27 protein-coding genes are annotated in these 24,710 nt (G+C 49.4%); 20 read left to right on the top strand and 7 right to left on the bottom strand.

Annotated elements, in window-relative coordinates; genetic code table 11:
* Positions 1 to 158: 158 nt before the first annotated feature.
* From coxB to ACO0K8_RS09290, 6 genes are read left to right on the top strand one after another with little or no spacing between them, the layout of a single operon-like run.
* The gene (gene coxB, locus ACO0K8_RS09315; protein ID WP_422946633.1) at positions 159 to 1,334 is read left to right on the top strand and encodes a cytochrome c oxidase subunit II; all 1,176 of its coding nucleotides are present in this window, start codon (positions 159 to 161) and stop codon (positions 1,332 to 1,334) included.
* Positions 1,335 to 1,351: 17 nt separating this feature from the next.
* Positions 1,352 to 2,956, top strand: a complete 1,605-nt coding sequence (gene ctaD, locus ACO0K8_RS09310) for a cytochrome c oxidase subunit I (RefSeq protein ID WP_422946373.1) — start codon at positions 1,352 to 1,354, stop codon at positions 2,954 to 2,956.
* 44 nt (positions 2,957 to 3,000) lie between these two features.
* Positions 3,001 to 3,108: a cytochrome oxidase small assembly protein gene (locus tag ACO0K8_RS09305; protein ID WP_422946372.1), complete on the top strand. Its 108-nt coding sequence runs from the start codon at positions 3,001 to 3,003 to the stop codon at positions 3,106 to 3,108.
* 16 nt (positions 3,109 to 3,124) lie between these two features.
* On the top strand, positions 3,125 to 3,715 hold the full coding sequence (locus tag ACO0K8_RS09300) for a cytochrome c oxidase assembly protein (protein WP_422946371.1): 591 nt from the start codon (positions 3,125 to 3,127) through the stop codon (positions 3,713 to 3,715).
* A 3-nt stretch (positions 3,716 to 3,718) separates the two neighbouring features.
* On the top strand, positions 3,719 to 3,934 hold the full coding sequence (locus ACO0K8_RS09295; RefSeq protein ID WP_422946370.1) for a DUF2970 domain-containing protein: 216 nt from the start codon (positions 3,719 to 3,721) through the stop codon (positions 3,932 to 3,934).
* A gap of 36 nt (positions 3,935 to 3,970) precedes the next feature.
* Complete coding sequence (locus ACO0K8_RS09290; RefSeq protein ID WP_422946369.1) at positions 3,971 to 4,831, top strand: cytochrome c oxidase subunit 3; 861 nt, start codon at positions 3,971 to 3,973, stop codon at positions 4,829 to 4,831.
* 98 nt (positions 4,832 to 4,929) lie between these two features.
* Here ACO0K8_RS09290 and ACO0K8_RS09285 read toward each other — a convergent pair whose 3' ends face one another.
* On the bottom strand, positions 4,930 to 5,130 hold the full coding sequence (locus ACO0K8_RS09285; RefSeq protein ID WP_422946368.1) for a twin transmembrane helix small protein: 201 nt from the start codon (positions 5,128 to 5,130) through the stop codon (positions 4,930 to 4,932).
* Positions 5,131 to 5,195: 65 nt separating this feature from the next.
* Between ACO0K8_RS09285 and ACO0K8_RS09280 the strand changes: the two genes are divergently transcribed.
* Genes ACO0K8_RS09280 through ACO0K8_RS09260 form a run of 5 tightly spaced genes read left to right on the top strand, consistent with a single transcriptional unit; the run spans position 5,196 to position 9,014 of the window.
* A complete protein-coding gene (locus tag ACO0K8_RS09280; RefSeq protein ID WP_422946367.1) occupies positions 5,196 to 5,879 on the top strand; it encodes an SURF1 family protein in 684 nt (227 codons plus the stop codon).
* Positions 5,872 to 6,456, top strand: a complete 585-nt coding sequence (locus ACO0K8_RS09275; RefSeq protein ID WP_422946632.1) for an SCO family protein — start codon at positions 5,872 to 5,874, stop codon at positions 6,454 to 6,456. Before ACO0K8_RS09280 ends, ACO0K8_RS09275 begins: the two co-directional genes overlap by 8 nt.
* A gap of 9 nt (positions 6,457 to 6,465) precedes the next feature.
* On the top strand, positions 6,466 to 7,527 hold the full coding sequence (locus ACO0K8_RS09270; RefSeq protein WP_422946366.1) for a COX15/CtaA family protein: 1,062 nt from the start codon (positions 6,466 to 6,468) through the stop codon (positions 7,525 to 7,527).
* 6 nt (positions 7,528 to 7,533) lie between these two features.
* Positions 7,534 to 8,418 (top strand): heme o synthase, encoded by an 885-nt coding sequence (gene cyoE, locus ACO0K8_RS09265; RefSeq protein WP_422946365.1) that lies wholly within the window; start codon positions 7,534 to 7,536, stop codon positions 8,416 to 8,418.
* An 8-nt stretch (positions 8,419 to 8,426) separates the two neighbouring features.
* A complete protein-coding gene (locus tag ACO0K8_RS09260; RefSeq protein ID WP_422946631.1) occupies positions 8,427 to 9,014 on the top strand; it encodes an SCO family protein in 588 nt (195 codons plus the stop codon).
* A gap of 64 nt (positions 9,015 to 9,078) precedes the next feature.
* Here ACO0K8_RS09260 and rpoH read toward each other — a convergent pair whose 3' ends face one another.
* The 4 genes from rpoH to ftsY all read right to left on the bottom strand — a co-directional run bounded on the left by rpoH (position 9,079) and on the right by ftsY (position 12,884).
* Entirely contained in the window at positions 9,079 to 9,978 is a 900-nt protein-coding gene (gene rpoH, locus ACO0K8_RS09255) for an RNA polymerase sigma factor RpoH (protein WP_422946364.1), read from the bottom strand.
* 261 nt (positions 9,979 to 10,239) lie between these two features.
* The gene (locus ACO0K8_RS09250; RefSeq protein ID WP_422946363.1) at positions 10,240 to 11,160 is read right to left on the bottom strand and encodes a cell division protein FtsX; all 921 of its coding nucleotides are present in this window, start codon (positions 11,158 to 11,160) and stop codon (positions 10,240 to 10,242) included.
* A 17-nt stretch (positions 11,161 to 11,177) separates the two neighbouring features.
* Positions 11,178 to 11,852: a cell division ATP-binding protein FtsE gene (locus tag ACO0K8_RS09245; RefSeq protein WP_422946362.1), complete on the bottom strand. Its 675-nt coding sequence runs from the start codon at positions 11,850 to 11,852 to the stop codon at positions 11,178 to 11,180.
* Between the two features lie 18 nt (positions 11,853 to 11,870).
* Positions 11,871 to 12,884, bottom strand: a complete 1,014-nt coding sequence (gene ftsY / locus ACO0K8_RS09240; RefSeq protein ID WP_422946361.1) for a signal recognition particle-docking protein FtsY — start codon at positions 12,882 to 12,884, stop codon at positions 11,871 to 11,873.
* 102 nt (positions 12,885 to 12,986) lie between these two features.
* On the opposite strand from ftsY, the gene rsmD reads away from it, so the two are divergent.
* From rsmD to ACO0K8_RS09225, 3 genes are all read left to right on the top strand, one after another.
* Entirely contained in the window at positions 12,987 to 13,646 is a 660-nt protein-coding gene (gene rsmD, locus ACO0K8_RS09235) for a 16S rRNA (guanine(966)-N(2))-methyltransferase RsmD (protein WP_422946360.1), read from the top strand.
* Positions 13,647 to 13,700: 54 nt separating this feature from the next.
* Positions 13,701 to 14,192, top strand: coding sequence for a pantetheine-phosphate adenylyltransferase (gene coaD / locus ACO0K8_RS09230; protein WP_126128040.1), 492 nt, complete (start codon positions 13,701 to 13,703; stop codon positions 14,190 to 14,192).
* Between the two features lie 68 nt (positions 14,193 to 14,260).
* A complete protein-coding gene (locus ACO0K8_RS09225) occupies positions 14,261 to 14,524 on the top strand; it encodes a YfhL family 4Fe-4S dicluster ferredoxin (protein ID WP_422946359.1) in 264 nt (87 codons plus the stop codon).
* 3 nt (positions 14,525 to 14,527) lie between these two features.
* On the opposite strand, the gene ACO0K8_RS09220 is transcribed toward ACO0K8_RS09225, so the two are convergent.
* Positions 14,528 to 15,682, bottom strand: coding sequence for a DUF484 family protein (locus ACO0K8_RS09220; RefSeq protein WP_422946358.1), 1,155 nt, complete (start codon positions 15,680 to 15,682; stop codon positions 14,528 to 14,530).
* A gap of 55 nt (positions 15,683 to 15,737) precedes the next feature.
* Positions 15,738 to 16,604: an MOSC domain-containing protein gene (locus tag ACO0K8_RS09215; protein WP_422946357.1), complete on the bottom strand. Its 867-nt coding sequence runs from the start codon at positions 16,602 to 16,604 to the stop codon at positions 15,738 to 15,740.
* Positions 16,605 to 17,166: 562 nt separating this feature from the next.
* Between ACO0K8_RS09215 and ACO0K8_RS09210 the strand changes: the two genes are divergently transcribed.
* Genes ACO0K8_RS09210 through ACO0K8_RS09185 form a run of 6 tightly spaced genes read left to right on the top strand, consistent with a single transcriptional unit; the run spans position 17,167 to position 24,709 of the window.
* Positions 17,167 to 17,940: an enoyl-CoA hydratase/isomerase family protein gene (locus ACO0K8_RS09210; RefSeq protein WP_422946356.1), complete on the top strand. Its 774-nt coding sequence runs from the start codon at positions 17,167 to 17,169 to the stop codon at positions 17,938 to 17,940.
* Positions 17,941 to 17,950: 10 nt separating this feature from the next.
* On the top strand, positions 17,951 to 19,762 hold the full coding sequence (locus tag ACO0K8_RS09205) for an acyclic terpene utilization AtuA family protein (protein WP_422946355.1): 1,812 nt from the start codon (positions 17,951 to 17,953) through the stop codon (positions 19,760 to 19,762).
* Complete coding sequence (locus ACO0K8_RS09200; RefSeq protein ID WP_422946354.1) at positions 19,762 to 20,931, top strand: acyl-CoA dehydrogenase family protein; 1,170 nt, start codon at positions 19,762 to 19,764, stop codon at positions 20,929 to 20,931. The genes ACO0K8_RS09205 and ACO0K8_RS09200 overlap by 1 nt, the downstream gene beginning before the upstream one ends.
* 57 nt (positions 20,932 to 20,988) lie before the next feature.
* A complete protein-coding gene (locus tag ACO0K8_RS09195; protein ID WP_422946353.1) occupies positions 20,989 to 21,864 on the top strand; it encodes an SDR family oxidoreductase in 876 nt (291 codons plus the stop codon).
* Positions 21,864 to 23,501, top strand: coding sequence for an acyl-CoA carboxylase subunit beta (locus ACO0K8_RS09190; protein WP_422946352.1), 1,638 nt, complete (start codon positions 21,864 to 21,866; stop codon positions 23,499 to 23,501). Before ACO0K8_RS09195 ends, ACO0K8_RS09190 begins: the two co-directional genes overlap by 1 nt.
* A gap of 50 nt (positions 23,502 to 23,551) precedes the next feature.
* On the top strand, positions 23,552 to 24,709 hold the full coding sequence (locus ACO0K8_RS09185) for an acyl-CoA dehydrogenase family protein (protein ID WP_422946351.1): 1,158 nt from the start codon (positions 23,552 to 23,554) through the stop codon (positions 24,707 to 24,709).
* The last annotated feature ends 1 nt before the right edge of the window (position 24,710 follow it).

Raw genomic sequence — 24,710 nt, 5'->3', positions numbered from 1 at the left:
TTGGTTTGCGCCAGATCATGGTCTGCATGTGCACAATCTGCTTGATTTTTCCTTGATGCGAGAGGGCTTTTCCCTTTATACTCTCGCAGTTGTAGAAGTTGCCAGTATGTATTTTGTCGCTTCTAATAAAAAATTTAAACAGGGTTTTTGGGGAAATCATGAAACATGCTAAGCGATTACAGTCGTTAATGCTGGGTGCTTCGCTCATGGCAGCAGGAATGCCAACGTGGGCGGCAGTAAAAGATAGCCAGGGTGGTCCGGCTGTTCTAGAGATGAATTTGCAAACGCCAGCGACACAAATCGCTGAGCAAATTTATTCTTTGCATAATTTGATGCTCGTGATTTGTCTGGTGATTTTCGTCGCCGTTTTCAGTGTGATGTTTTATTCCATTCTGAAGCATCGCAAATCAGTTGGACACAAAGCGGCGACTTTTCATGAAAGTACTACGGTCGAGATTTTATGGACGATAGTCCCTTTCATTATCGTGATTGGTATGGCTCTGCCTGCTACCAAGACTTTGGTTTCAATGAAAGATACCTCAAACGCTGATATCACCATCAAAACTACAGGTATGCAGTGGAAATGGGGTTATGACTACCTGAAAGGTGAAGGCGAAGGGATTTCTTTCCTCTCTACACTGAAAACTCCAAGAACCCAAGTCGGTGCTCCTGGTGTGCAAGCAACGGAAGCGCGTGGCGACAATTATTTGATGGAAGTCGACAATGAAGTCTACGTGCCAGTCAATAAGAAAATACGCCTGATTACAACGGCAAATGATGTCATTCACTCGTGGTCGATTCCCGCCTTCGGCGTCAAGCAAGATGCTATCCCAGGTTTTGTGCGTGATACTTGGTTTAAAGTAGATAAAATCGGCGTTTATCGCGGTCTATGTTCAGAATTATGCGGGAAAGAACATGCGTTCATGCCTATCGTGGTGAACGTCGTTTCCGATGCTGACTACAAAAAATGGGTAGATGCTAAGAAAAAGGAAATGGCTGCGAATGCGGACGATCCAAGCAAAGTTTGGACCGTAGACGAGTTAAAACAGCGTGGTGAAAAAGTGTATGCAGCTAATTGCGTCGCTTGTCATCAGGCGACTGGTAAAGGCGTTCCAGGTGCGTTCCCTGCACTGGATGGTTCTGCAGTAGTGACTGGTGCAAAAGCCGGGCAAGTAGCGATTTTACTGAACGGAAAAAATGCAATGCCAGCATGGAAAGCCACTTTGTCTGATACAGAAATTGCTGCGGTGATTACCTATACCCGTAACAACTGGACAAACAAAGCCGCAGAAAATATCGTCCAGCCAGCCGAAGTTTTGGCTGCACGTAAGTAATTGAACAGGAGATTGAGATGAGCAACACAGCAGTCGATCACGCACACGATCATTCTCATGGTCACGATGACCACAGCCACGACGAGCCGCACGGCTGGAGACGGTATTTATTGGCCACTAACCATAAAGTTATTGGTAACCTCTATTTGATTTTCGCTTTCACCATGCTAATGGCTGGCGGCGTCATGGCACTGTTGATACGCAGTGAGTTATTTCAACCAGGTTTGCAGTTCATGCAACCGGAATTCTTCAATCAACTCACTACAATGCACGGCTTGGTGATGGTTTTTGGCGCGATTATGCCAGCCTTCGTTGGTTTTGCTAACTGGATGATACCGCTGCAGATTGGCGCCTCTGATATGGCGTTTGCCCGTATGAATAATTTTTCATTCTGGTTAATGCCTCCGGCCGCTATTCTGTTGATGGCTTCCTTCTGGGTGCCAGGCGGTGCTACTGCTGCCGGTTGGACCTTGTACGCACCATTATCAACGCAAATGGGGCCTGGTATGGATATGGCGATTTTCGCTGTGCATATCATGGGTGCTTCATCCATTATGGGTTCTATCAACATCATCACTACTATCCTCAATATGCGTGCTCCTGGCATGACCTTGATGAAGATGCCGATGTTTTGCTGGACTTGGTTGATTACTGCGTATTTGTTGATCGCTGTGATGCCAGTGTTGGCCGGTGCGATTACCATGACTTTGACTGATCGCCATTTTGGCACATCCTTCTTTAATGCTGCCGGTGGCGGTGACCCTGTGATGTACCAACATATTTTCTGGTTCTTCGGACATCCAGAGGTATACATCATGATTCTGCCAGCTTTCGGTATCGTTTCTCAAATCGTTCCCGCATTTGCCCGTAAGCCTTTGTTTGGATATGCATCAATGGTGTATGCAACCTCTTCGATCGCGATTCTGTCATTTATCGTTTGGGCTCACCACATGTTCACTACGGGTATGCCAGTTACTGCACAATTGTTCTTCATGTACGCCACAATGTTGATTTCGGTTCCTACCGGTGTGAAGGTATTTAACTGGGTGGCAACTATGTGGAAAGGCTCAATGACTTTCGAAACGCCTATGTTGTTTGCAGTTGGTTTTATTTTCGTGTTCACCATGGGTGGTTTCACAGGGTTAATCTTGGCCGTAACACCAATCGATATTCAATTGCAGGATACTTACTACGTGGTTGCTCATTTCCACTACGTATTGGTGGCAGGTTCTTTATTTGCCTTGTTTGCCGGTTACTACTACTGGAGTCCAAAGTGGACAGGTTTCATGTACAACGAAACCCGTGGCAAGATCCATTTCTGGGGCTCTTTGATTTTGTTTAATATTACCTTTTTCCCTATGCACTTTTTGGGTTTGGCGGGTATGCCGCGTCGTTACGCAGATTATCCGGCGCAGTTCACTGACTTCAATATGATTGCTACAGTTGGTGCTTTCGGTTTTGGTTTGATGCAAGTGTATTTCCTGCTCTTCGTTGTGATTCCTTGTATTAAGGGCGGCAAGCCAGCTCCGGCTAAGCCTTGGGATGGCGCTGAAGGATTGGAATGGACAGTACCAAGTCCTGCCCCTTTCCATACATTTGAAGAGCCACCAGTCGTTAAATAAGCTTTAGGTAGGAGGTGCGACGCGAGTCGTACTTCCTGTAAAAAATGAAAAATCAAAAAAAACCGAATAATCTTAGAACCGCACTCATGTTGTTCTCTGTCGTCTTGGTATTTTTTATTGGTGTGTTTGTTAAGCAGACTTGGTTACGTTGACGGACCATAGAATCTAATGTCCGAAGAAACGAAACAAGTGGTGGCAGAACGGCAGTCTGGCACGAAGAAGCTCAATCTCACTATGCTGAGCAAACTATTGGTGATTGCCGTGGTGATGTTTGGTTTTGGTTACGCTTTGGTGCCGATTTACAAGCAAATTTGTGAATTGACCGGGGTTAATATTCTTACTCCGAAAGATATTTCGATCAAAGAAATATCTAATTCTCAGATAGATAGAACGCGTGAAGTCACTGTTGAGTTTGATGCCAATACGCAAGGGCCTTGGCGCTTTCGGCCTACTGTGTCCAGCTTAAAAGTACATCCGGGCGAGATGGCGCAAATTATGTACGAGGTAGTGAATAAGCAGGCGTATAAGATGGAAGCGCAAGCGATACCGAGTTATGCGCCGCAACAGGCCGCAGCGTACTTTAAAAAGATGGAATGTTTTTGTTTTAAGCAGCAAACTTTGGAAGCAAATGAAGCGAGGCAAATGCCTGTGGTGTTTTATATAGATCCTAGTTTACCAAAAGATGTAAAGACAATTACCTTGTCATATACATTTTTTGAGGTGGGCGGGAAACCTAAAACCACTGCAGAAGGCGTGTAAATAATGGACGAATTGAAGCAAGCAAGTAAACGAAAAGCCTCGTTTCTAGCAACAGCCAAGGCAGTATTTTGGTCTTTTTTAGGCATACGAAAAAAAAGCGATTATGAACAGGATGCGGCGCAGCTTAATCCGCTCCATGTGATCATCGCAGGTGTAATAGGTGCATTAATATTCATTGCGACACTGATATTTATTGTTAAAAGTGTCGTTGCAAAATAAAGAAATTTAGTTTAAAAATTGTATCGGGAGATGGAAATGAGTTCTCACAGCGCTAAGGCACCTTATTATTTTGTACCTGGTCCATCTCAATGGCCAATCTTGGGGGGCGTCACTTTGTTGCTCACTATGTTTGGCGCATCTGCATGGGTCAATGGTATTAGTTGGGGTATGTACCTCAACTTTACAGGCATTTTTCTCACTTTGGTGGTGCTCTATAAATGGTTTGGGGATGCTATTTCCGAATCTGAAGCGGGTCAGTATAGCGCTCGAGTTGACGTATCTTTCCGTTGGAGTATGAGTTGGTTCATTTTTTCTGAAGTCATGTTCTTCGGTGCTTTTTTTGGTGCCTTGTTCTATGCTCGCAGTATCAGCATGCCTTGGTTAGCAGATTTGGATCATAAAGTGTTGTGGCCCGATTTTGCAGCACAGTGGGGCAATACGGGTCCAGCGGGGACTATAGAAGCGTTCAAAACGATGACACCGTTTCCTATTCCAACAATTAACACGGCCTTATTGTTGACTTCTGGCGTAACTTTGACGATTGCTCATCATGCCTTGCGCGAAGGACATCGTGCCAAAACGGCGATTTGGTTATTCGCAACGATCTTGCTAGGCGCAGTGTTCATGGGCTTTCAGGCTTTTGAATATATCGAAGCATATTCAGAATTGAACCTGAAACTGACCTCAGGCATTTATGGATCGACCTTTTTCATGTTGACTGGTTTCCATGGCTTCCATGTGACTATGGGCGCAATTATGTTATCAGTAGTTCTGTATCGCGTTTTAAGAGGCGACTTCACTCCTGAGCACCACTTTGCGTTCGAAGGTGCTGCTTGGTATTGGCATTTTGTCGATGTGGTTTGGCTCGGTTTGTATGTCGTTGTATATTGGCTCTGATTTGCTTTAGAAACTCCATCACATCTAAAGAAAAAGCCGCACACTGTGCGGCTTTTTTTTATATCTATCTTTCGATATTTAATCTGTAATAAAGTGCCTTAACGAATACCGGTAGGTTGTATTAAGCCGAAATGATGTGCGATCAGAATTAAAACAAAAAGAGCGATGGAAAATCCCACTCGAAACGCCAAAGCCTTCACGGTCCGATTGCTCTTGCCTTTGTCTTTCATCATATATACCAAGGCAGATCCTAGACTAATGAAGATGAGTAAAAAAGCGATAGCCACAAGAATTTTCATACCCTAAGCCTATATAGAAAACCTCTATTGTAATGCCATATTCCTTTCGCTTTCGTCTGATTCCAATGATGCTCACAGTCGCGCTGTGCGCGTTAGGGATAACTCTGGGACAATGGCAAACTGGCCGTGCGTTGGAGAAAGAGAAGATCGCATCGGCCACGTTTGCACGAGCAAGTTTAGCTCCCGTACAAACGCATGAACTGATTGGCGCTAGCACTGAGTTAGTATTTCGAAGGGCATCTTTAAGCGGGGAATTCGTTGTGGGTTGGCCTCTGTATTTGGATAACCGTCCATTACATGGTGTTGCAGGTTTTTACGTGATGATGCCGTTCAAAATTGCAGGAAGTGATCGATATATTTTGGTGGCGCGCGGATGGCAACCAAGAAACCCGAATAATCGTACTCTAATGCCTTCGTTGAACACGCCAGTAGGGACTATTAATTTGGACGGTGTTTTGAGAGGCAGTATCGATAAAGTTATGCAACTAGGCCAGGCCACACCCTTGGTTCCTGGGGCTATCGTGCAAAATATTACTGCGCAGGACGTAGCTCAGCAGACTGGTTTAAAGATGTTTGGTTTGGTGCTTGAGCAAACTTCCGTTTCTGTAGACGGTTTGCTGCGCGAATGGCCGCTTCCTTCCGCGGGCGCAGACAAGCACCGTGCTTATGCCTTTCAATGGTATGCGCTGTCTTTAATGGCAGTCATTTTTTTTGTTGTAACAGGATTTCGTCGTGGAAAAAATAGATAAAAGAACTTCTTCAGGTCGTTGGAAATTATTCGCGGTGTTGGCGGTCTGTGCGGCTCCCATGCTTCTGTCCTACCTGACTTATTACGTAATCAAACCTAGTGGCCGTACTAATTACGGAACCATACTTGATCCACGTCTTTATCCCATGCCTAAATTGGGTGGGCTACTGTTGGGTGGCGAGCCAAAAGAGCTCAATGCCTACAGTGGTAAGTGGATCATGCTACAAGTCGATAGCGGCTCCTGCGCCAAATCCTGTGAAAAAAAATTGTACGACATGCGTCAATTGCGCCTGATGCAAGGCAAAGAAATGGAACGGGTGGAGCGTGTCTGGTTGATCACCGATGAACAAGCGGTCGATACGGTTTTGATACGTGCATTTGATGGTACTCGTATGATCAGAGTGGATGTAGCCGCGCTTAAGAAATGGTTGCCTGGCGAAGAAAATACGCAAATCAGCGATCATCTATTTATGATCGATCCGCTTGGAAATCTGATGTTGCGATTTCCTAAAGATGCGGACCCGCAAAAAATGAAAAAAGATATCTCTAAACTATTAAAAGCATCGGCGATAGGTTAGACGCAAATTATGTGGCCGCAACTTTTCATTACTGCGCTTTTAGTCGCCTTGCTACCGCTTTCTTTGGTGTGGGTATCTGATGATGCGAATAAATACCGAAAATTAATTGGAGTCACTTTATTTTTGACTTTGGATTTGATTGTTTTTGGCGCCTTTACACGGCTAACCGATTCCGGTTTGGGATGCCCGGACTGGCCGGGATGCTATGGTCAGGCGAACCCCTTGCAGTCACTGAGTGCGATAAAGTCTGCTCAGATTTTGATGCCTAACGGGCCTGTGACTTTACAAAAAGCCTGGATAGAAATGATACATCGCTATCTGGCCATGTGCGTCGGTGTGCTAATCGTGGCGCAGATGTGCATTGCATGGTGGCGTCGTAGCCGGCTCAAACATACGCCTTGGTTGGCGACAGCTTTATTTCTGTTTGTCTGCTTGCAAGGTGCTTTCGGTGCCTGGACAGTGACGCGTAAGTTGCAACCATTGATCGTCACCACACATTTGTTATTGGGTATGGGATTGTTAGCGTTGCTCACTTGGGCTTGGGTTCGGGAAGGATCCACCATTCTTGAAAAACATATAGCATCAAGTCTTATTAGCATCGCTACGCTCGCACTTTTATTGTTGTTTATACAGATAGCTTTGGGTGGATGGGTAAGCACCAACTATGCTGCTTTGGCTTGCCATGATTACCCACTCTGCAATGGAGCGTTAATTCCTCAGCTAGATTTTGAACACGCTTTTAGTCTGTGGCGACAATTGGGACAAACAGCAAACGGAGAATTTTTACCGTTTTCTGCTTTGGTCGCGATTCAATGGGTGCATCGTAGCTTCGCTTGGTTGGTCGTACTGATCGTACTCTACTTAGTATATCGAGTAAAAAAAATACCTGCTTTACGCGGAATCGGTAAGAGCCTCTTGTTGTTTATTTTTCTGCAGTTGTTGAGCGGTGCCTCCACCGTGTTTTTTTCCTGGCCTTTGTTGATTGCGGTCTTACATAATGCTGGAGCGGCTTTGCTCGTGCTTTTGCTGTGCATGTTAAACTACCGAGTTCGGCACGCAGCAGCCCCCTGATTTTTCATGACAACTTTGAGTATTTCTAATAATCGTCTCGCGCAATATTTGGCGCTGACTAAACCACGCGTCACGCAGCTTGCCGTCTTCTGCGCCGTAATTGGCATGTTTTTAGCAACGCCAGAATTCCCTGATTGGCGCGTCGTGTTTGCAGCGACCATAGGTATTTGGTTGCTTGCAGGCGCAGCGTTTGCCGTCAATTGTCTGATCGAACGTGAGATTGACTCCCGTATGGCTAGGACAGCACGGCGGGCAAGTGCCAGTGGCGAAATAACCGAACCTCAAATTCTAGTGTTTTCCTGTGCCATTGGTGGAGCCGGCATGTGGATTTTATATCAATTCGTGAACCCATTGACGATGTGGCTGACGTTCGCCACTTTTGTTGGCTATGCTCTGATTTATACTATAGTTTTAAAACCAGCAACACCGCAGAATATTGTAATAGGTGGGCTCTCAGGCGCGATGCCGCCGGCATTAGGCTGGGCAGCGATTGCTAATGATGTTCCTATGCAAGCTTGGCTCCTGGTGTTAATTATTTTTATCTGGACTCCACCACATTTTTGGGCCTTGGCCATGTATAGACGCGACGATTATGCAAAGTCTGGCTTGCCTATGTTACCAATTACGCATGGTCTGGAGTTCACGCGCTTTCATGTCTGGCTGTATACCATCGCTTTATTCGCCACGACTATGCTGCCATATGCGGTACATATGAGTGGCCTTATTTATCTTATTAGTGCGGTTATACTTGGAGTGATGTTCCTTTGGTATGCGTGGCGCATTTATCGCCACTACGATGACCTACTCGCGAGAAAGACTTTTACCTTTTCTATCATCTACTTGTCGCTGTTGTTTCTTGCCTTGCTGGTCGATCACTACATTAAATTATAGACGCTATGATGTTTCTACCTCGGCAATTTAAATTGTTTTGTCTGTCTGCTTTATTGCTTGTAGTGGCTTGCTCGAATCCAACTGATAAATTCATTAATACGGATCTAACAGGTTTGGATTACGCAAAAAATTTCGAGTTAACCGACCACAACGGTAAGGCCCGTACTTTGGCCGATTTCAAAGGGAAAGCGGTCGTTATTTTCTTTGGTTACACTCAGTGCCCGGACGTTTGTCCAACCACCATGGTTGAGATGGCTAATGTGATGAAGCAAATGGGGCCGTTGTCTGAAAAAGTACAGGTATTGTTCGTTACCGTCGATCCTGAACGCGATACTCAGGCCTTGCTGGCCGCCTATGTACCAAACTTCGATAAGCGTTTTCTGGGACTATATGGCGACCAGGCCGCAACCGCTAAAGTAGCCAAGGATTTTAAAGTTTTCTATCAAAAAGCACAGGGCAAGACAGCCGACTCCTACACTATGGATCATACTGCTGGCAGTTACGTTTTCGACCCCGAGGGTCGGATTCGTTTATTTGTACGGCATGGACAAGGTGCGGAACCTATCGTGCATGATCTCAAAATATTATTGAAGTAGGATTTAATATGAAAAATAAAAATGGCGCTATCTAAGCGCCATTTTTTATGGATTTACTCACCGCCTATGCGTAGGCGACTAAGGCAGTCTTCATTTTTTTTAATGCGGCACTTTCGATCTGACGGATACGTTCGGCAGAAACCCCATATTCGCTGGCTAATTCGTGCAAAGTTGCGCCTGAACCATCGTCGTTTTGTAACCAGCGCGATTCTATTATGTGGCGCGAGCGAGCATCTAACTTGGATAACGCGGTTTCCAAGCCCTCGCTTTGTAATCTATCATAGCGTTGCGCTTCAATTACATGGGTAGGTTCATCTACTTCTGTTTTGAGATAAGCAATAGGTGCAAATTTATCATCTTCATCATCAGTTTGCGAATCCATTGCAATATCGCGACCGGATAAACGCATTTCCATCTCTATCACTTCCTCGCGTTTCACATCCAATTTTTTTGCGAGCGATTCGATTTGTGCCTGCGACATTGAGTCGAGGCCTTCTTTATGGCTACGCAGATTAAAGAACAGTTTACGTTGTGCTTTAGTTGTCGCGACTTTGACTAGGCGCCAATTTTTCAGGATGTACTCATGCATTTCGGCCTTAATCCAATGCATGGCATACGAGACTAAACGAACACCTTGGTCAGGATCGAAACGTTTAACTGCTTTCATCAAACCAATATTACCTTCTTGGATCAAGTCTGCATGCGGCAGGCCATAACCAAGATAACCACGAGCAATTGATACAACCAAACGTAAGTGCGACATAACCAACTGTTGCGCGGCATTGAGATCATTATTCTCGCGCAATTGTTTGGCCAAATCCATCTCTTGCTCATGTGTCAGCATAGGCAGGCGATTAACTGCAGAAATATAGGCATCTATATTTCCGAGAGTACCGCTAAAACCCAATGCTAGCGCTGTGCTATTTGAAAACGGCGTAATGGTTTGTGTCGATGAATAAGTCATTTTTCCTCCAGATTTGCTGCCAGTCGCTTGCTATTGATAAAGAAAACAGTGCTAAGGGCTATCACTTCAATTTCATATATTAGCACTCTCTGAGCTTGAGTGCTAAGAACCTCTATTTATATTGAATATGGCAGAAAGTACAAATAAATTGTATTGCTTATTGAGCAATTTATTTACTTGATTATAGAAGTTAGAGCCCGTCCATAAGTAAAAGTTTCAGAAATTATTGAGAAAGATCAATTAAATAATTAATTTCAGCTATTAGAAGCTAGAAATTCGGGCGAGTTGACGTCTTACCGAAAAAAACGCACCGAATAAACCTAAGCACATGCTGATTGCTAGTAAGAATAAGCTGGGGATGATGCCTAGAGGTATTAAATGAAATTCAGAAGCGTAGAGTTTAGCAAAATCGGCAATTGCCAAATTCAGTGGTTGCAAAGCCAGTGCAATTAGACACAGGGCTGCGCTGCCTGCCAGTAAGCCAAGCAAGGCACCAGTATAGTAATACGGTTTGTGTATAAAACTATTACTAGCTCCCAACAGGCGGGCAATAGAAATTTCGGCCTGATGTGACATCACTTGCAGGCGGGTAGCGTTAAAAATGACCACAACCACTACTACGCCTAGAGTGCCGCCTAAAAATAACAAGAAGATTTGCAATACCTGCACCAGAGCAGAGAGTCGTTTCACCCATGCAGAGTCAATTTGTACTACATCGACATTTGGCATTGACTTCAGACTTGATACCAGCGCATCGACTTTATCAGTATCCTCATTTGAGAGCGATAAAACATACGCGTCTGGCAAAGGGTTACCACCTAAAGTTGCCAATACCTCAGCCAAGCTGGATGTTTCTTCCATCGCCGCCAAGGCTTTGTCTTTGGTGATGAAACTCAGTTTTGCGGAAACCTTCGCTGTTTTTAAGATCGTCTTGATCGTAAGGGAAAGTGCGGTGGCTTCAGTACGCGGTGTCGCTGGCTGCAAGAAAATGCTGATTTCTGGCTCTATCGATAATTGCGCTGAAACCGGACGGATATTTTCTATCAGCGTCAGCCCCGCTATCGGTAGTGCCAAAGCGATTGCTACTACCAGCGCATTGAATAAAAAATTTCCAGGGCTTGCACGTAAATGTGAAAGCGCGCTTGTGATAGCAGAAATATGTAGGCGTAACCAGCTCGTCATGATGTGTCCTTATCCGGCTAGGCGGCTAATGCCGATGTCCAAGAGTCGCTGATTGCTCCCTTGCTGAGATAAATTACGCGACTGGCTTGTTCGAGCAATTGCTCATCGTGGCTGGAAATAATGCAGGTAACGCCGGCGCTCTGGAATGCCTTCAAGGCGCTTAATACCTTGTTGGCATTATCTTTATCGAGAAAAGCGGTAGGCTCATCAGCCAAAATAATACGAGGGCGATTCACGATTGCACGAGCAATCGCAACACGCTGTTGTTCGCCGCCCGAGAGTGTCAATGGTCGGGCATCTGCTTTGTCGAATAAATTCACTTTTTCCAAGGCGACTTTGGCGCGAATCTCAGCCTCGCTTCTTGCTGCTCCCGCTACGATCAAGGGCAACATCACATTGGCTAACACGCTGCGGTCCAGAAGTAAGCCTTGTCCCTGCAGGATTAAACCCAGTTTGCGTCGGTAAAACGGCAGACTGCTGGCATTGAGCTTACTGACATCTTGTCCATGCACACTAACGATGCCACCGCTAGCGCGTTCAACACCTGCGATTAATTTCAATAAGCTCGACTTTCCGGCGCCCGATGGTCCTGCTAAAAAAATTAATTCACCATCGGCAATCGAGAGTGATATATCGCGCAAGGCATAGACGCCTTGCGTGTACTCCTTGGTCACATGCTGAAATTCGATCATGATCTGGAATGAAGACGGTTAATCAAATAAAGCGTTCACAAATTCTTGCGCATTAAAGGCTTGTAAATCCTCTATCTGTTCGCCTATGCCTATAAAATACACAGGAATGGGATGAATTTTTGCAATTGCGGCCAGCACGCCACCTTTGGCGGTGCCATCGAGTTTGGTGATGATCAGACCAGTTAAATTCAACGCAGCATCAAAAGCCTTTACTTGCGCCAGTGCGTTTTGACCAGTGTTGCCATCGATCACCAGCAGGATCTCTTGCGGGGCGCCATCCATACCTTTGCCTATCACACGCTTGATTTTTTTTAACTCTTCCATCAGGTGTAGCTGGGTAGGTAGGCGACCCGCGGTGTCGACCATCACGACATTGGTGCCGCGCGCCTTGGCAGATGCTACTGCATCAAAGGCTACTGCCGCCGGGTCCCCCGATTCTTGAGAAATTACGGTGATATTATTTCTTTCGCCCCAAATCGTCAGTTGCTCACGTGCCGCAGCGCGAAAGGTGTCGCCGGCCGCCAGTAAGACCGACTGTTGGTGGCTCTGTAAATGCTTGGCCAGTTTGCCTATGGTGGTGGTTTTTCCCGCGCCATTGACACCCGAGATCATCATCACCAGTGGTTGATGTCGGCCCAGTTCTAAAGGTTTTTGTAAAGGGCTGAGTAATTCAAGTAGCAAGGTTTTTAATGCCGTTTTGACTTGCTCGGCTTCGGTCAATTTTTCATCTTTGACCTTTTTCTTGAGCCCCGTCAATAAAAACTGAGTCGCCTCAACGCCAGCATCGGAAATTAACAATGCAGTTTCTAGCTCATCATATAAGTCGTCGTCGATTTTTGCACCGACAAACAAGGTCGTCAGACTAGATGAAGTTTTGGATAAACCGGCCTTGAGACGGCTTAACCACGACGGTTTGTCGAGTGACGATACTGGCGCGGCTAGCGGCTCGGTAGTCGTTAAGATTGTAGCGGGAGTCGCTTCTGGAGTAGAAGTGGACTCATCTTTGGGTTTTTTCTTAAAAAAGCTAAACATCGAGGATTTGGGTAGTTGCAGTGAGTACAGGTTAGAATGCTGCCATTCTAACAGACCCCTGTTGGTAATTTTGACTCACATTCTCAACTAGTTGCTCGCTCTATGAAAACCAACAACAAAAAAACGCCCGTGCCTAGTCGTCCATCACATCAGGTGAGAATCATTGCCGGACGCTGGAAGCGCACGCCCTTGAACGTGATTGTGGCTGAAGGCTTGCGCCCAACCCCGGACCGAGTGCGTGAGACGGTGTTTAATTGGTTGAATTTTTTATTGCCTGGCGGTTGGCAAGATTTAGTTTGTCTGGATTTATTTGCCGGCAGTGGAGCATTAGGTTTTGAGGCGGCCAGCCGAGGCGCTACCCAAGTGACGATGGTCGAATCTCATACGCCGGCGTTTAAACAGTTGGAACAAGTTAAGCAGAAATTAAGCGCCGATGAAGTTGTTTTGTTGCGCGCTGATGCTATAACTGTGGCGACTGGGATGGCTGCCCGTCGGCAAACAGTGGACCTTATTTTTCTTGATCCGCCGTTTGGACTCGGTATATTGCAGAAAATTTTGCCAATTTGTGCGCAATTACTCACGCAAAATGGCTTACTGTATGTCGAGGCTGAACACGCTTTGATGATTGATGGCAATATGCAAGAAGCGCCAGATTATTTGCTCGGTTGGAATGTTTTACGAGCCGATCAAGCGGGGGCTGTACATTATCACATACTGCAACGCAGCAATTTGGCGCATGATTTGCCAGAAAATCAGGCATAATGCCCGCTCGTCGTGGTGCATATTCATATTTGAGTAGTGAATAAGGGAGTAAAGATGGTCACAGCCGTATATCCGGGAACTTTCGATCCACTGACACGTGGACACGAAGATTTGGTGCGTCGCGCCTCGGGTCTGTTTGACACGCTGGTAGTTGGCGTGGCCGACAGCAAAAATAAAAAACCTTTCTTTTCACTGGACGAACGCCTGACGATTGCCAATGAAGTCTTAGGGCATTACCCAAACGTGCGCGTGGAAAGTTTTTCTGGTTTGCTGAAAGATTTTGTGCGCAAAAACGATGCACGCGTGATTGTCCGTGGTTTGCGAGCCGTCTCTGATTTTGAATACGAATTTCAGATGGCGGGTATGAATCGCTATTTATTGCCGGATGTCGAAACCTTGTTTCTGACACCATCTGATCAGTATCAATTTATCTCAGGTACTATCGTGCGTGAGATCGCCATGTTTGGCGGCGATGTATCAAAATTCGTATTTCCTTCCGTAGATAAGTGGCTCAAGCAAAAAGTGGCGGACGCAGAAGGACAATAAGTGCCAGGCGATGGCTTAAGCTGAGCCAAGCTTAGCGGCAGAAATATTTAGAAGTAGCAGGAGGATGTATGGCTTTACTAATTACCGACGATTGCATCAATTGCGATGTATGCGAACCGGAGTGCCCAAATGAAGCGATTTATATGGGCCCTGAAATTTACGAGATCGATCCGAATAAATGTACCGAGTGTGTCGGTCATTACGACGTACCACAATGTAAAGAAGTTTGTCCGGTGAGTTGCATACCGTTTAATCCGGCATGGAGTGAAACACCGGAGCAATTACTTGCCAAGTACGAACGATTGCAGGCAGAAGCAAAAAAACCTGGCTAAGTTTTATTTAGACAGACATACTCGATTGCGGCCTTGTTCTTTCGCATCGTACAAGGCGCGGTCTGCTTTCCATAATAATTCGGCGGCGATGGCATCCGCGTCGCCATGATTTTCGTTTTCGCTGAGGGCGGCGATACCGATAGAAATCGTGCTATTGCAAACACCGCTCATACTCAGGAAAAAAGGTGTGCTGGCAATGCTCAGGCGTATTCTTTCTGCCACTTGCGCCGCAGCTTGCAGATCAGTATTGACCAGTAGCACCACAAACTCTTCACCGCCAAATCGTCCTAAGGTATCGCTCAAGCGTAGTTCAGCCTTGATGCGACTGGCCACTTCTTTTAAAACGTCATCTCCGCTTTGATGGCCATATTGATCATTCACTTGTTTGAAAAAATCGATGTCCAGATACATACAGGCGATACTGTATTGCTGGCGGCGGGCACGTGCGATTTCTTCTAACATTCTGCGTTCTACATTGCGCCGATTGCTGACGTTGGTCAGCGGATCGGTTAGACCTATATACGTCAGACGTTCATGATTGATGACGTTTTCCAGGCAGGTGGCGATGATAAAGCCCATCTGTTGGATAAAATCTGTCGCCATGTTGTCGCTGAAGCGAGTCGCATTAAAACTACCCAGATTGAGGCAACCGATTAGTCGATTTTGTTTAAATAGTGGAACCAGCGCGATGCTCATAGGTTTTTTCGGGCAAGTCGAAAAAAACGATGCATGCTTTTGTGCAGAATAGAGACCTAGCGCGGGTTTTTCCCGGGTATCGGCCGGTAAGGCTAGTTCTGCTTCGTTGGCGACAAACATCAGCCGGGGGAAATCGCTTAATTCAAAACTGAGGTCTTGCAAGATGCCACGTAAATTATTTTGTCTATCGATCAAAGTCAGGCTCACTACATCGAGATCCGAACTGCTGGCGAGGGTACTGAAAATAGTCTCTATCAGTTCGCGAAAGCTACTCGCTCCTATCAATTCCAAATTGAAATTCTGATGACGCGACATGATGGCTTGATTATCATGGGCCTGCTTGAGGAAGCTACGCATTTGCTCACGCAGCACGCGGTTTTCCTGGATTAATTCCTGATTCGCCATAGATAGCACGGTCTCTCCAGGCGATGGTGTCGCTAACTTATCCATAGTGTCGTCCATATGTAGCTGGTATCCAATGCTACATTCAGTGTGAATTGCAGGGCAGCGATCATAATCAAAAGGCCAGCTGTAATTCTAGCGCATCACCGACGGCGATGGTTTGTCCAGCACCTTGCCGGACGATGGTGTTCATGCCAAAAGTTACTGCGCCTTCGAGCAAGGGATTGCTGCGATAGCTTTGCAGGATATCGACAGGATTTGGTCCTACTTCTGCGCTAGCTTGATCTACTGCCGGTATCGGGCAGCGTGGGCAGGGTTTAACCGGTTGCAGCTGGATGCTCTGCTGTGCCGCGTTGGTTTTATGGATGATCAGCACTTCTGCATAATCTTCTTCAAACGCTTCCACACCATCGATCACAATATTCGGTCGAAATCGATCCATGGGCACGGCAGCGCGACCCTGTGCCAGCAATCTTTGATTTAAATCTTCCAATGAGGCACTAGAAATAAGCAGAAGTGGATAACCATCTGAAAACAGAGCCGGTACTTTGATGTCGCCCGTCCACTTGGGGTTGGCACAACGTTGGGACGAGGGATGGCTGCGTACCAGACGGCAGTTAACACCCAGAAAGCGGGTCAGCCAGCTGGCCGCAGTGGCGCCGCAATCATAGGCGGGTACCAGGTCATCCCAGACCTGCACTTGCACAAGAGTGCCGGGTGTTGCCGGTATCAGGCCAATCTCTAGTGCTGGCATATCGGGAGCGTGCAACATCAGTTTTTCGTCAGCCAATTCCGGTTGCAGCAACGCCATTCTGGGGTATTCCCGTTGCGTCAAAAATTGATTATTGCTATCGATCAGCATCCACTCACGATCACGTAGCGTCTGATGCGACAAGCCAGCCTCGGTCAAGGTTGCCGTTTGCAAGGATATGCCGGCACAGGATTTGATTGGATACAGAGTGAGTGCGCTGATGATAGGCATAAACAAAGCGAATAAGAAAAATTTGTGAAGATGACAATCGCCTATCATACCGCGTTATACCCGCGTATGGATATGCGAGAGCGGGCTAAGGTCTGGCGCAAACGCGGTCTCTGCACTCTGGCGCTGCAGCTAGCTTGCCTCAGTTTCCTAACAAAGTTTTACAAATTACTTCAGATAAAACAGGCATTTTTTTGCTGCTGGACAGGGCAATCCCGGTTGTTACGCGTATTCGCTCCGCGCTTTGGACTGCAATATGCTCAGTGCAAGACTAGGTAGAAAATCCGAAAACAACACTCGTCCAACACGCATATTCCATGCGGTCTGCAGGCCAGGCAGGCTGGAAAGCCGCATGGCTATTGCGTGATGGCGATGCCTGCTATTTTTTTTGCGAAGCCCGGTGCCTGTTCGTACATCCCTTCTTATTGCCATCAAACCTATGCCTTAGATGCTTCATTGATTAAATCAATCGTTTGATTTATTATTTGCTGAGCGCCGTATTTTGGGTCGAAATGATAAAAATACGACATCTACTATCTAGGTGAAGCAAAGCATTGGAGACGGTATGAGCAAAGAATTATTCAGCGAGATGCGCGGCCAGGTGTTGTGGCTCACCATCAACCGCGAGCAGCGGCGCAATGCCTTAAATGCGGAGGTGCTGGACGGTATCCGCAGTGCTTTGGCTGACAGCGAAGCTGACCCGGGTGTGCAGGCAATCGTGCTGACCGGCGTTGGTGACAAGGCGTTTTGCGCCGGTGCTGATCTGCAGTCCGGCAGCAGTTTTAGTTTTGATTATTCCGCGCCGCATCAACAGTTTGCCGAACTCTTGCGTCAGGCCCGACATAGCACCACACCTTTGATCGCCCGCGTGAACGGTGCCTGCATGGCCGGCGGCATGGGCTTGTTGGCGATGTGTGATCTGGCGGTGGCTAGTAGCAGCGCGACTTTTGGTTTGCCGGAAGTGAAAGTGGGATTGTTCCCAGCTCAAGTGCTGGCGGTGCTACAACACCAGATCCCGCGCCGCATCTTGAATGAACTTTGCCTCAGCGGCGAAGCGATTTCTGCCGAACAAGCGCAGCAGCTAGGCTTGCTCAATTACGTCGCCGAAGCGGATCAGCTGGATGACAAACTTGCCTGGCTGCTGGCGCGCATCATCAATAAATCTCCGGCCGCGCAGCGCCGTGGTCTATATACACTCAAACAAATCGAGAGTCTGCCATTTGAGCAAGCCATGGCCTTTACAGAAAGCCAGATAGGCTTGTTTGCCCAGACCGCAGACGCGCAAGAAGGGCAACTGGCCTTCCGCGAAAAACGCCCGCCGGTTTGGACCGGACGCTAGAAAGAAATCTATGACAAAACACATGATCGCCATTGGCGGTGCCTCCGGTTTTTGGGGGGATAGCATGACAGGTGCCACGCAACTGGTGGCCTCTGGCAAGATTGATTATCTGGTGTTCGACTACCTAGCCGAACTGACCATGTCCTTGCTGGCATCGGCCAAGCTGAAAAATCAAGAAATGGGTTACGCCACCGATTTTGTCTCGATTGCGATGAAGGCTGTGCTGCAAGACGCCAAGGCGCGCGGCATACGCGTGATCGCGAATGCCGGCGGCGTCAATCCACGCGCTTGCGCGACTGCCTTGCAAGCCCTGGCGAATGAATTGGGCGTTGCCATCAAGATTGCCGTGGTCGAGGGCGACGACGTGCTGCCGCTGTTACCGGCCTTGCGCGCAGAAGACGTACGCGACATGCAAAGCGGCAAAGCCTTACCGGAAAAAATCTTGAGCGCGAACGCCTATCTAGGCGCATTACCGATCAAGCTGGCACTCGATGCCGGTGCGGATGTCGTGATCACCGGGCGTTGCGTCGATAGCGCCGTCACCCTGGGCGCGCTATTGCACGAATTTCACTGGAGCATGGATGACTACGACAAACTGGCGGCTGCAAGCCTGGCCGGGCACATCATAGAATGCGGTTGCCAGGGTGTTGGTGGCCTCCATACCGACTGGGAAAATGTGCCAGACTGGGCGCACAGCGGCTACCCGATAGTTGAATGCCTTCAGGATGGCAGTTTCATCGTCACCAAACCGGATGGCACCGGGGGGCTGGTGACTCCAGCCACCGTCGGCGAACAACTCTTGTACGAAATCGGCGATCCGGCGCGCTATATCTTGCCGGATGTGATTTGCGATTTTACTCAGGTTAGGCTGACACAAGCCGCAGAACATCGCGTGCTGGTCGAGGGCGTGAAGGGCTACGCTGCACCTTCTAGCTATAAAGTCAGCGCCACCTACGCCGACGGTTTTCGCAGTGCCGCGCAACTGACCGTGGTCGGGGTTGATGCCGAACGCAAAGTCAGGCGTACCGCAGAAGCGATACTGGCGCGCACCCGCGAGATATTCACACGCCTGGGTTTGCCTGACTATAGCGCGACCCATATCGAAGTGCTGGGTACAGCCGCGGCCTACGGCGCACATATTGCGCGCGCGCCTTTATTTGAAGCCGTGATGTGGCTGGCAGTCAGCCACACGCACAAGCAGGCGCTAGAGATATTTTCACGCGAAATTGCCCCGGCTGGCACCTCCTGGTCACCGGGCACTACCGGTGCCGGTGGCGGCCGGCCGGGTGTCTCGCCGGCGATCAAGCAGTTCGCTTTTTTAATCGATAAACAGCGCCTGTCTGTGAGCTTTAGTTTGCGGGGAGAGACTGCGCAGGTGGAGCCAATCACCGTGCCGATACCGCGTGGTAGTGATTTGTCTTTGTCTTCATCGATGGTCGTTGAAGAGAATAATACCCAGCTGCCGCAAGGCGACCAAATCACGGTGCCGCTGATCCGTCTGGCCTATGCCCGCAGTGGCGACAAGGGCGATATCTCGAATATCGGTGTGATGGCGCGCCGGGCTGAATATCTGCCGTTGTTGCGCGCGCAATTGACAGTAACCAGTGTCGCCGCCTATCTGGCGCAACTGGTCCAAGGCAAGGTGACGCGCTACGCCTTGCCCGGTATCCATGCGTTTAATTTCGTCTGCGAACAGGCTTTGGGTGGCGGCGGTATGGCTTCCTTGCGCCACGATCCTCTAGGCAAGGGCATGGCGCAAATCCTGCTGGCGATGCCGCTGCAGGTACCTGCTGATTGGTTCGCCGATGAAGGAGCTACATAATGTATCCACAGATGCCGCGTTCGGTTCATTTTACGGCCGAACATGAAAGCTTTCGCGCGACGGTAAAACGTTTCGTCGATACCGAATTACTACCGCATGTCGATGCCTGGGATGAGGCCGAATCGTTTCCGCGTGAGTTATATAAGCGCGCCGCCGAACTGGGTTTGCTGGGTCTGGGTTTTACAGAAGAATATGGTGGCAACGGTACTACTGCGGGCGATCTGTTTTATGAAATCGCCATGATAGAAGAACTCTCGCGCACCGCTTGCGGTGGCCTGATGGCATCGCTGTTCAGCCATACGATAGGCGCGCCGCCGATAGTCGCTGGCGGAAGTGCGGCACTCAAGGCGCGGGTATTGCCCGAGATACTCAGCGGTCAAAAAATCATTGCTCTGGCCGTGACAGAACCTTCGGGCGGCTCGGATGTAGCCAATCTCTGCACCCGCGCAGTGCTGGATGACAGCGGCGCTTTTTATATCGTGAATGGCAGCAAGACCTTCATCACTTCCGGCATGCGCGCCGACTACTTGACGGTCGCGGTGCGTACTGGTGGCGCGGGTGCCAGCGGCGTCTCAGCTTTACTGATAGAGGCTGATACGCCCGGTATTAGCCGCACTCCTTTGAAAAAAATGGGCTGGTGGTGCTCCGATACTGCGCAAATTCATTTTGACAATTGCCGTGTGCCAGTGGCGAATTTGCTAGGTCAGGAAAATCGCGGCTTTGAGATTTTTATGCGCAATTTTAATCACGAACGTCTGGCTCTGGCCTTGCAAGCCTATGGCTTTGCCTGCGTCTGTCTGGATGAAGCCTCGGATTGGGCAAGAGAGCGGATTACTTTCGGCAAGCATCTGGTCGAGCATCAGGTGGTCAGACACAAACTGGTGGCGATGGCGACGCAGATCGAAGCGACCCGTGCCTTGCTGGAAGACCTGGCGGCGCGCTTGCAGCAGGGCCAGCAACCGGTGGCGCAAATCTGCATGCTGAAAAATTTCGCTACCCAGACCATGCAATTTTGTGCCGACCATGCGGTGCAGATATTGGGTGGCATGGGCTATATGCGCGGCACCAAGTCAGAGCGAATTTATCGCGAAGTCAAGGTCTACATGATAGGTGGTGGCGCCGAAGAAGTGTTGAACGATCTGGCGGCACGCCAGTTGGGCTGGGTCTAAATTTAGCCTTAAGCGCGCAAAGCCCTGGCTGAATGCTAAAAAATTTTAGGAGAAGAAATGTATAGTTCCATATTTAGACCCGACCTGTTTCAGGGTAAAACCATGATCGTGACGGGCGGCGGCAGCGGCATAGGTCGCTGTACGGCGCATGAATTGGCGGGCTTGGGCGCCACTGTGCTAATCATCGGGCGCACGCAAGCCAAGCTCGATGCGGTCAGCGAAGAAATTACGGCATTGCGAGGCAAGGTCTTTTCTTACGTCTGTAATATCCGCGACGAAGACAGTGTCAAGAACTTGATCGCCACTATCGTCCGCCAGCATGGCCATATCGATGGGCTAGTAAATAATGCCGGTGGCCAGTTTCCGTCTCCGCTGAAAAATATTTCTCTCAAAGGTTGGGAAGCCGTGTTGCAGACCAATCTGACCGGCGGTTTTCTGATGGCACGCGAATGCTTAAATCAGGCTATGGAAAAAACCGGCGGCACGATCGTGAATATTGTCGCCGATATGTGGGGCGGCATGCCGGGTATGGGGCACTCCGGTGCAGCGCGCGCCGGTATGATCAACTTTACTGAGACTGCCGCGTTTGAATGGGCGCAATACGGAGTGCGCGTGAATGCGGTCGCGCCCGGTTATGTTGCCTCTTCCGGCATGGATGCCTATCCGCCTGAGATGGCCTCCACCATACGCGAATTTCCACGCACTGTGCCTTTGCAGCGCTTTGCCACCGAGGCCGAGATTTCTGCGGCTATCGTGTTTCTCTTGTCCGAGGCGGCCTCCTTCATTACCGGCACTTGTTTGCGCGTGGATGGCGGACGGCCGAATGTGCGCGGCGGCTATCCCATGGCTGAAGTAAAGAATAAGGTGGCGGCCTATGATGGCTTTCATCTGGCCAGCACTCCTAAAGTATTACAAAAACAGGAGACTAAGTAATGGCGATTTTGGCTAGCCGCATCCTTACTCAGAGTGAAGAATATCAGGGCAATCGCGCCGCCTTGCTGGTGCAAATCGCCGCGCTGCGCGCCTTGGAGCAGCGCACTCGAGACAAGTCGGCTGCGTCGCGACCCTTGTTCGAGAAGCGTGGTCAGCTGTTGCCGCGTGAGCGCCTAGGGCGTTTGCTCGATATAGCCGCGCCGTTTTTAGAATTATCGACGCTGGCGGGCTATGGCCTCGATCATCCAGATACTGCCAAATCTATCCCTGGTGCCGGCCTGGTGGCTGGTATAGGTTATGTCAGCGGCGTGCGCGCCATGATCGTCGTTGATGATTCCGGTATCGAGGCCGGTGCGGTGCAGCCTATGGGTATAGAAAAATTCCAGCGTGCGCAAAAAATTACCTACGATCAGAAGCTGCCCTTGATCCATCTGGTCGAATGTGCCGGTGCCAATTTGCTGGCGTATCAGGTCGAGACCTTCATCCATGGCGGCAGCGGCTTTTACTGGCTGGCGCGGCTGTCGGCCGCGGGCTTGCCGGTGATTAGCGTGGTGCATGGTTCCAGCACCGCGGGCGGCGCGTATATGCCGGGCTTGTCCGATTATGTGGTGATGGTACGTGAGCGCGCCAAGGCTTTTTTGGCCGGGCCGCCCTTGCTGAAAGCCGCCACCGGCGAGATCGCGACCGAGGAAGAACTAGGTGGTGCCGAGATGCATGCGAGTATTTCTGGCCTGGCCGAATATCTGGCCGAAGACGATGCCGATGCCTTGCGCATTGCACGCGATGTGGTGGCGGCGCTGGACTGGAATCGCGATCTGCCAGCGCGCATGGCAGGCATGTTAACTTATCAGCCGCCACGTTTTGAGGCGGAAGAATTACTAGGCATTGCCATCCCCGATCACAAGAAACCGCTGGACATGCGCGAGGTGATTGCCCGCATCGTCGATGACTCTGATTTTTTGGAATTTAAACCCGACTACGGTGCCGCTACCGTGACCGGTCACGCCAGCATCTGCGGCATACGCGTAGGCATCATCACAAATAACGGCCCGCTCGATCCGGCCGGGGCGAATAAGGCCACGCATTTTATCCAGCTGTGCTGCCAGTCGGCCACGCCTCTACTGTATTTGCAAAACACCACAGGCTTTATCGTCGGCAAGACCTCAGAGCAAGCCGGCATGATCAAACATGGCTCCAAGATGATACAAGCGATGGCGAATGCCAGCGTGCCGCGCATCACGCTGCATTGCGGCGCTTCTTTCGGGGCTGGCAATTATGGTATGTCGGGACGCGGCTTCATGCCGGATTTTTGTTTCAGCTGGCCCAATGCCAAAACCGCCGTGATGGGCGCGGAGCAAGCCGCCAATACCATGGCGATCGTGATGGAGGGCAGCATGCGGCGCAAGGGGCTAGAGATCGATCAAGCCGCACTCGCCACGATAGAGACCATGCGCACCAAAGTGATAGACACGTTTGAGAAGCAAACCAGCGTGGCCTACACCTCCGCGCGCCTGCTCGACGATGGCGTGATCGACCCGCGCGATACGCGCCAGTTGCTGGCCTGCGTACTTGCGGTATGCGAAGAGGCACGCCGCAGAACTTTGCATCCTATACAGTTTGGCGTAGCACGCGCATAAACGAGAATTTTCTAGCATAAAAACGAACATAAAATTCACAGGAGACCACCATGCAATTCACCCACGAACACCTAGAGCTGCAACGCAATCTGAAACGTTTTATCGATAGCGAAATCAATCCTTTTGTCGATGAATGGGAGGCGGCAGAAATTTTCCCGGCCAAGGAAGTCTTTCGCAAGATGGGCGCACTGGGTTTTCTCGGCATCTCCAAACCTACCGCGTTCGGCGGTCTCGGGCTGGATTATTCCTATTCGGTGGCGATGGCAGAATCTTTAGGTCATATCCATTGCGGCGGTGTGCCGATGGCGATCGGTGTGCAAACCGATATGGCGACACCGGCGCTGGCGCGTTTCGGCTCGGATGCCTTGCGTGAAGAATTTTTGGTGCCTGCGATTGCCGGCGAGATGGTGGCCTGTGTCGGCGTCTCGGAGCCGAATGCAGGTTCCGATGTGGCCGCCATCAAGACCATGGCGCGCAAGGATGGCGGCGACTACGTCATCAACGGCAGCAAGATGTGGATCACGAATAGCCTGCAAGCGGACTGGATGTGCGTGCTGGCGAATACCTCGGATGATCCTGCGCACAGAAATAAGTCGCTGATCATCGTGCCTATGAATAGCAAGGGCGTCTCGGTGGGCAAGAAGATCAAAAAAATCGGCATGAATTCTTCCGATACCGGCCTGATCTATTTTGACGAAGTGCGGGTGCCGCAACGCAACCGCATCGGCGACGAGGGCAAGGGCTTCACTTACCAGATGTTGCAATTCCAGGAAGAACGCATGTGGTGCGCCGCCAGCAATATCCAGTCGCTAAGTAATTGCATCGATGCCACCATAGAGTACGGCAGGGAGCGCAAAATTTTCGGCTCCAGCGTGATCGATAACCAGTGGGTGCATTTTAAGCTGGCCGAACTGAAAACCGAAGTCGAATCCCTGCGTGCGCTGGTGTACCGCGCCTGCGAGCTGTATGTGAACCAGCAAGATGTGACTGAGCTGGCCTCGATGGCCAAGCTAAAAGCCGGCCGGCTGGCACGCATCGTGCCCGACACTTGCATGCAATTTTGGGGCGGCGCCGGTTTTACCTGGGACAACCAGGTGTCGCGCCTGTATCGCGATGGCCGCCTGACTTCGATAGGCGGCGGTGCGGATGAAGTCATGCTCAGCATCATCTGCAAATACATGGATATCCTGCCCGGCAAAAAAGGCTAGC

This window comes from Undibacterium sp. Ren11W, assembly GCF_049340485.1.
GTDB lineage: Bacteria > Pseudomonadota > Gammaproteobacteria > Burkholderiales > Burkholderiaceae_D > Undibacterium.
This window is presented reverse-complemented; position numbering and strand designations above follow the sequence as displayed.

Excerpts from the sequence above, each read along its gene's own strand:
- coxB (WP_422946633.1), top strand. The coding sequence starts at position 159 with ATGAAACATGCTAAGCGATTACAGTCGTTAATGCTGGGTGCTTCGCTC.
- ctaD (WP_422946373.1), top strand. The coding sequence starts at position 1,352 with ATGAGCAACACAGCAGTCGATCACGCACACGATCATTCTCATGGTCAC.
- ACO0K8_RS09305 (WP_422946372.1), top strand. The coding sequence starts at position 3,001 with ATGAAAAATCAAAAAAAACCGAATAATCTTAGAACCGCACTCATGTTG.
- ACO0K8_RS09300 (WP_422946371.1), top strand. The coding sequence starts at position 3,125 with ATGTCCGAAGAAACGAAACAAGTGGTGGCAGAACGGCAGTCTGGCACG.
- ACO0K8_RS09295 (WP_422946370.1), top strand. The coding sequence starts at position 3,719 with ATGGACGAATTGAAGCAAGCAAGTAAACGAAAAGCCTCGTTTCTAGCA.
- ACO0K8_RS09290 (WP_422946369.1), top strand. The coding sequence starts at position 3,971 with ATGAGTTCTCACAGCGCTAAGGCACCTTATTATTTTGTACCTGGTCCA.
- ACO0K8_RS09285 (WP_422946368.1), bottom strand. The coding sequence starts at position 5,130 with ATGAAAATTCTTGTGGCTATCGCTTTTTTACTCATCTTCATTAGTCTA.
- ACO0K8_RS09280 (WP_422946367.1), top strand. The coding sequence starts at position 5,196 with ATGATGCTCACAGTCGCGCTGTGCGCGTTAGGGATAACTCTGGGACAA.
- ACO0K8_RS09270 (WP_422946366.1), top strand. The coding sequence starts at position 6,466 with ATGTGGCCGCAACTTTTCATTACTGCGCTTTTAGTCGCCTTGCTACCG.
- cyoE (WP_422946365.1), top strand. The coding sequence starts at position 7,534 with ATGACAACTTTGAGTATTTCTAATAATCGTCTCGCGCAATATTTGGCG.
- ACO0K8_RS09260 (WP_422946631.1), top strand. The coding sequence starts at position 8,427 with ATGTTTCTACCTCGGCAATTTAAATTGTTTTGTCTGTCTGCTTTATTG.
- rpoH (WP_422946364.1), bottom strand. The coding sequence starts at position 9,978 with ATGACTTATTCATCGACACAAACCATTACGCCGTTTTCAAATAGCACA.
- ACO0K8_RS09250 (WP_422946363.1), bottom strand. The coding sequence starts at position 11,160 with ATGACGAGCTGGTTACGCCTACATATTTCTGCTATCACAAGCGCGCTT.
- ACO0K8_RS09245 (WP_422946362.1), bottom strand. The coding sequence starts at position 11,852 with ATGATCGAATTTCAGCATGTGACCAAGGAGTACACGCAAGGCGTCTAT.
- ftsY (WP_422946361.1), bottom strand. The coding sequence starts at position 12,884 with ATGTTTAGCTTTTTTAAGAAAAAACCCAAAGATGAGTCCACTTCTACT.
- rsmD (WP_422946360.1), top strand. The coding sequence starts at position 12,987 with ATGAAAACCAACAACAAAAAAACGCCCGTGCCTAGTCGTCCATCACAT.
- coaD (WP_126128040.1), top strand. The coding sequence starts at position 13,701 with ATGGTCACAGCCGTATATCCGGGAACTTTCGATCCACTGACACGTGGA.
- ACO0K8_RS09225 (WP_422946359.1), top strand. The coding sequence starts at position 14,261 with ATGGCTTTACTAATTACCGACGATTGCATCAATTGCGATGTATGCGAA.
- ACO0K8_RS09220 (WP_422946358.1), bottom strand. The coding sequence starts at position 15,682 with ATGGACGACACTATGGATAAGTTAGCGACACCATCGCCTGGAGAGACC.
- ACO0K8_RS09215 (WP_422946357.1), bottom strand. The coding sequence starts at position 16,604 with ATGCCTATCATCAGCGCACTCACTCTGTATCCAATCAAATCCTGTGCC.
- ACO0K8_RS09210 (WP_422946356.1), top strand. The coding sequence starts at position 17,167 with ATGAGCAAAGAATTATTCAGCGAGATGCGCGGCCAGGTGTTGTGGCTC.
- ACO0K8_RS09205 (WP_422946355.1), top strand. The coding sequence starts at position 17,951 with ATGACAAAACACATGATCGCCATTGGCGGTGCCTCCGGTTTTTGGGGG.
- ACO0K8_RS09200 (WP_422946354.1), top strand. The coding sequence starts at position 19,762 with ATGTATCCACAGATGCCGCGTTCGGTTCATTTTACGGCCGAACATGAA.
- ACO0K8_RS09195 (WP_422946353.1), top strand. The coding sequence starts at position 20,989 with ATGTATAGTTCCATATTTAGACCCGACCTGTTTCAGGGTAAAACCATG.
- ACO0K8_RS09190 (WP_422946352.1), top strand. The coding sequence starts at position 21,864 with ATGGCGATTTTGGCTAGCCGCATCCTTACTCAGAGTGAAGAATATCAG.
- ACO0K8_RS09185 (WP_422946351.1), top strand. The coding sequence starts at position 23,552 with ATGCAATTCACCCACGAACACCTAGAGCTGCAACGCAATCTGAAACGT.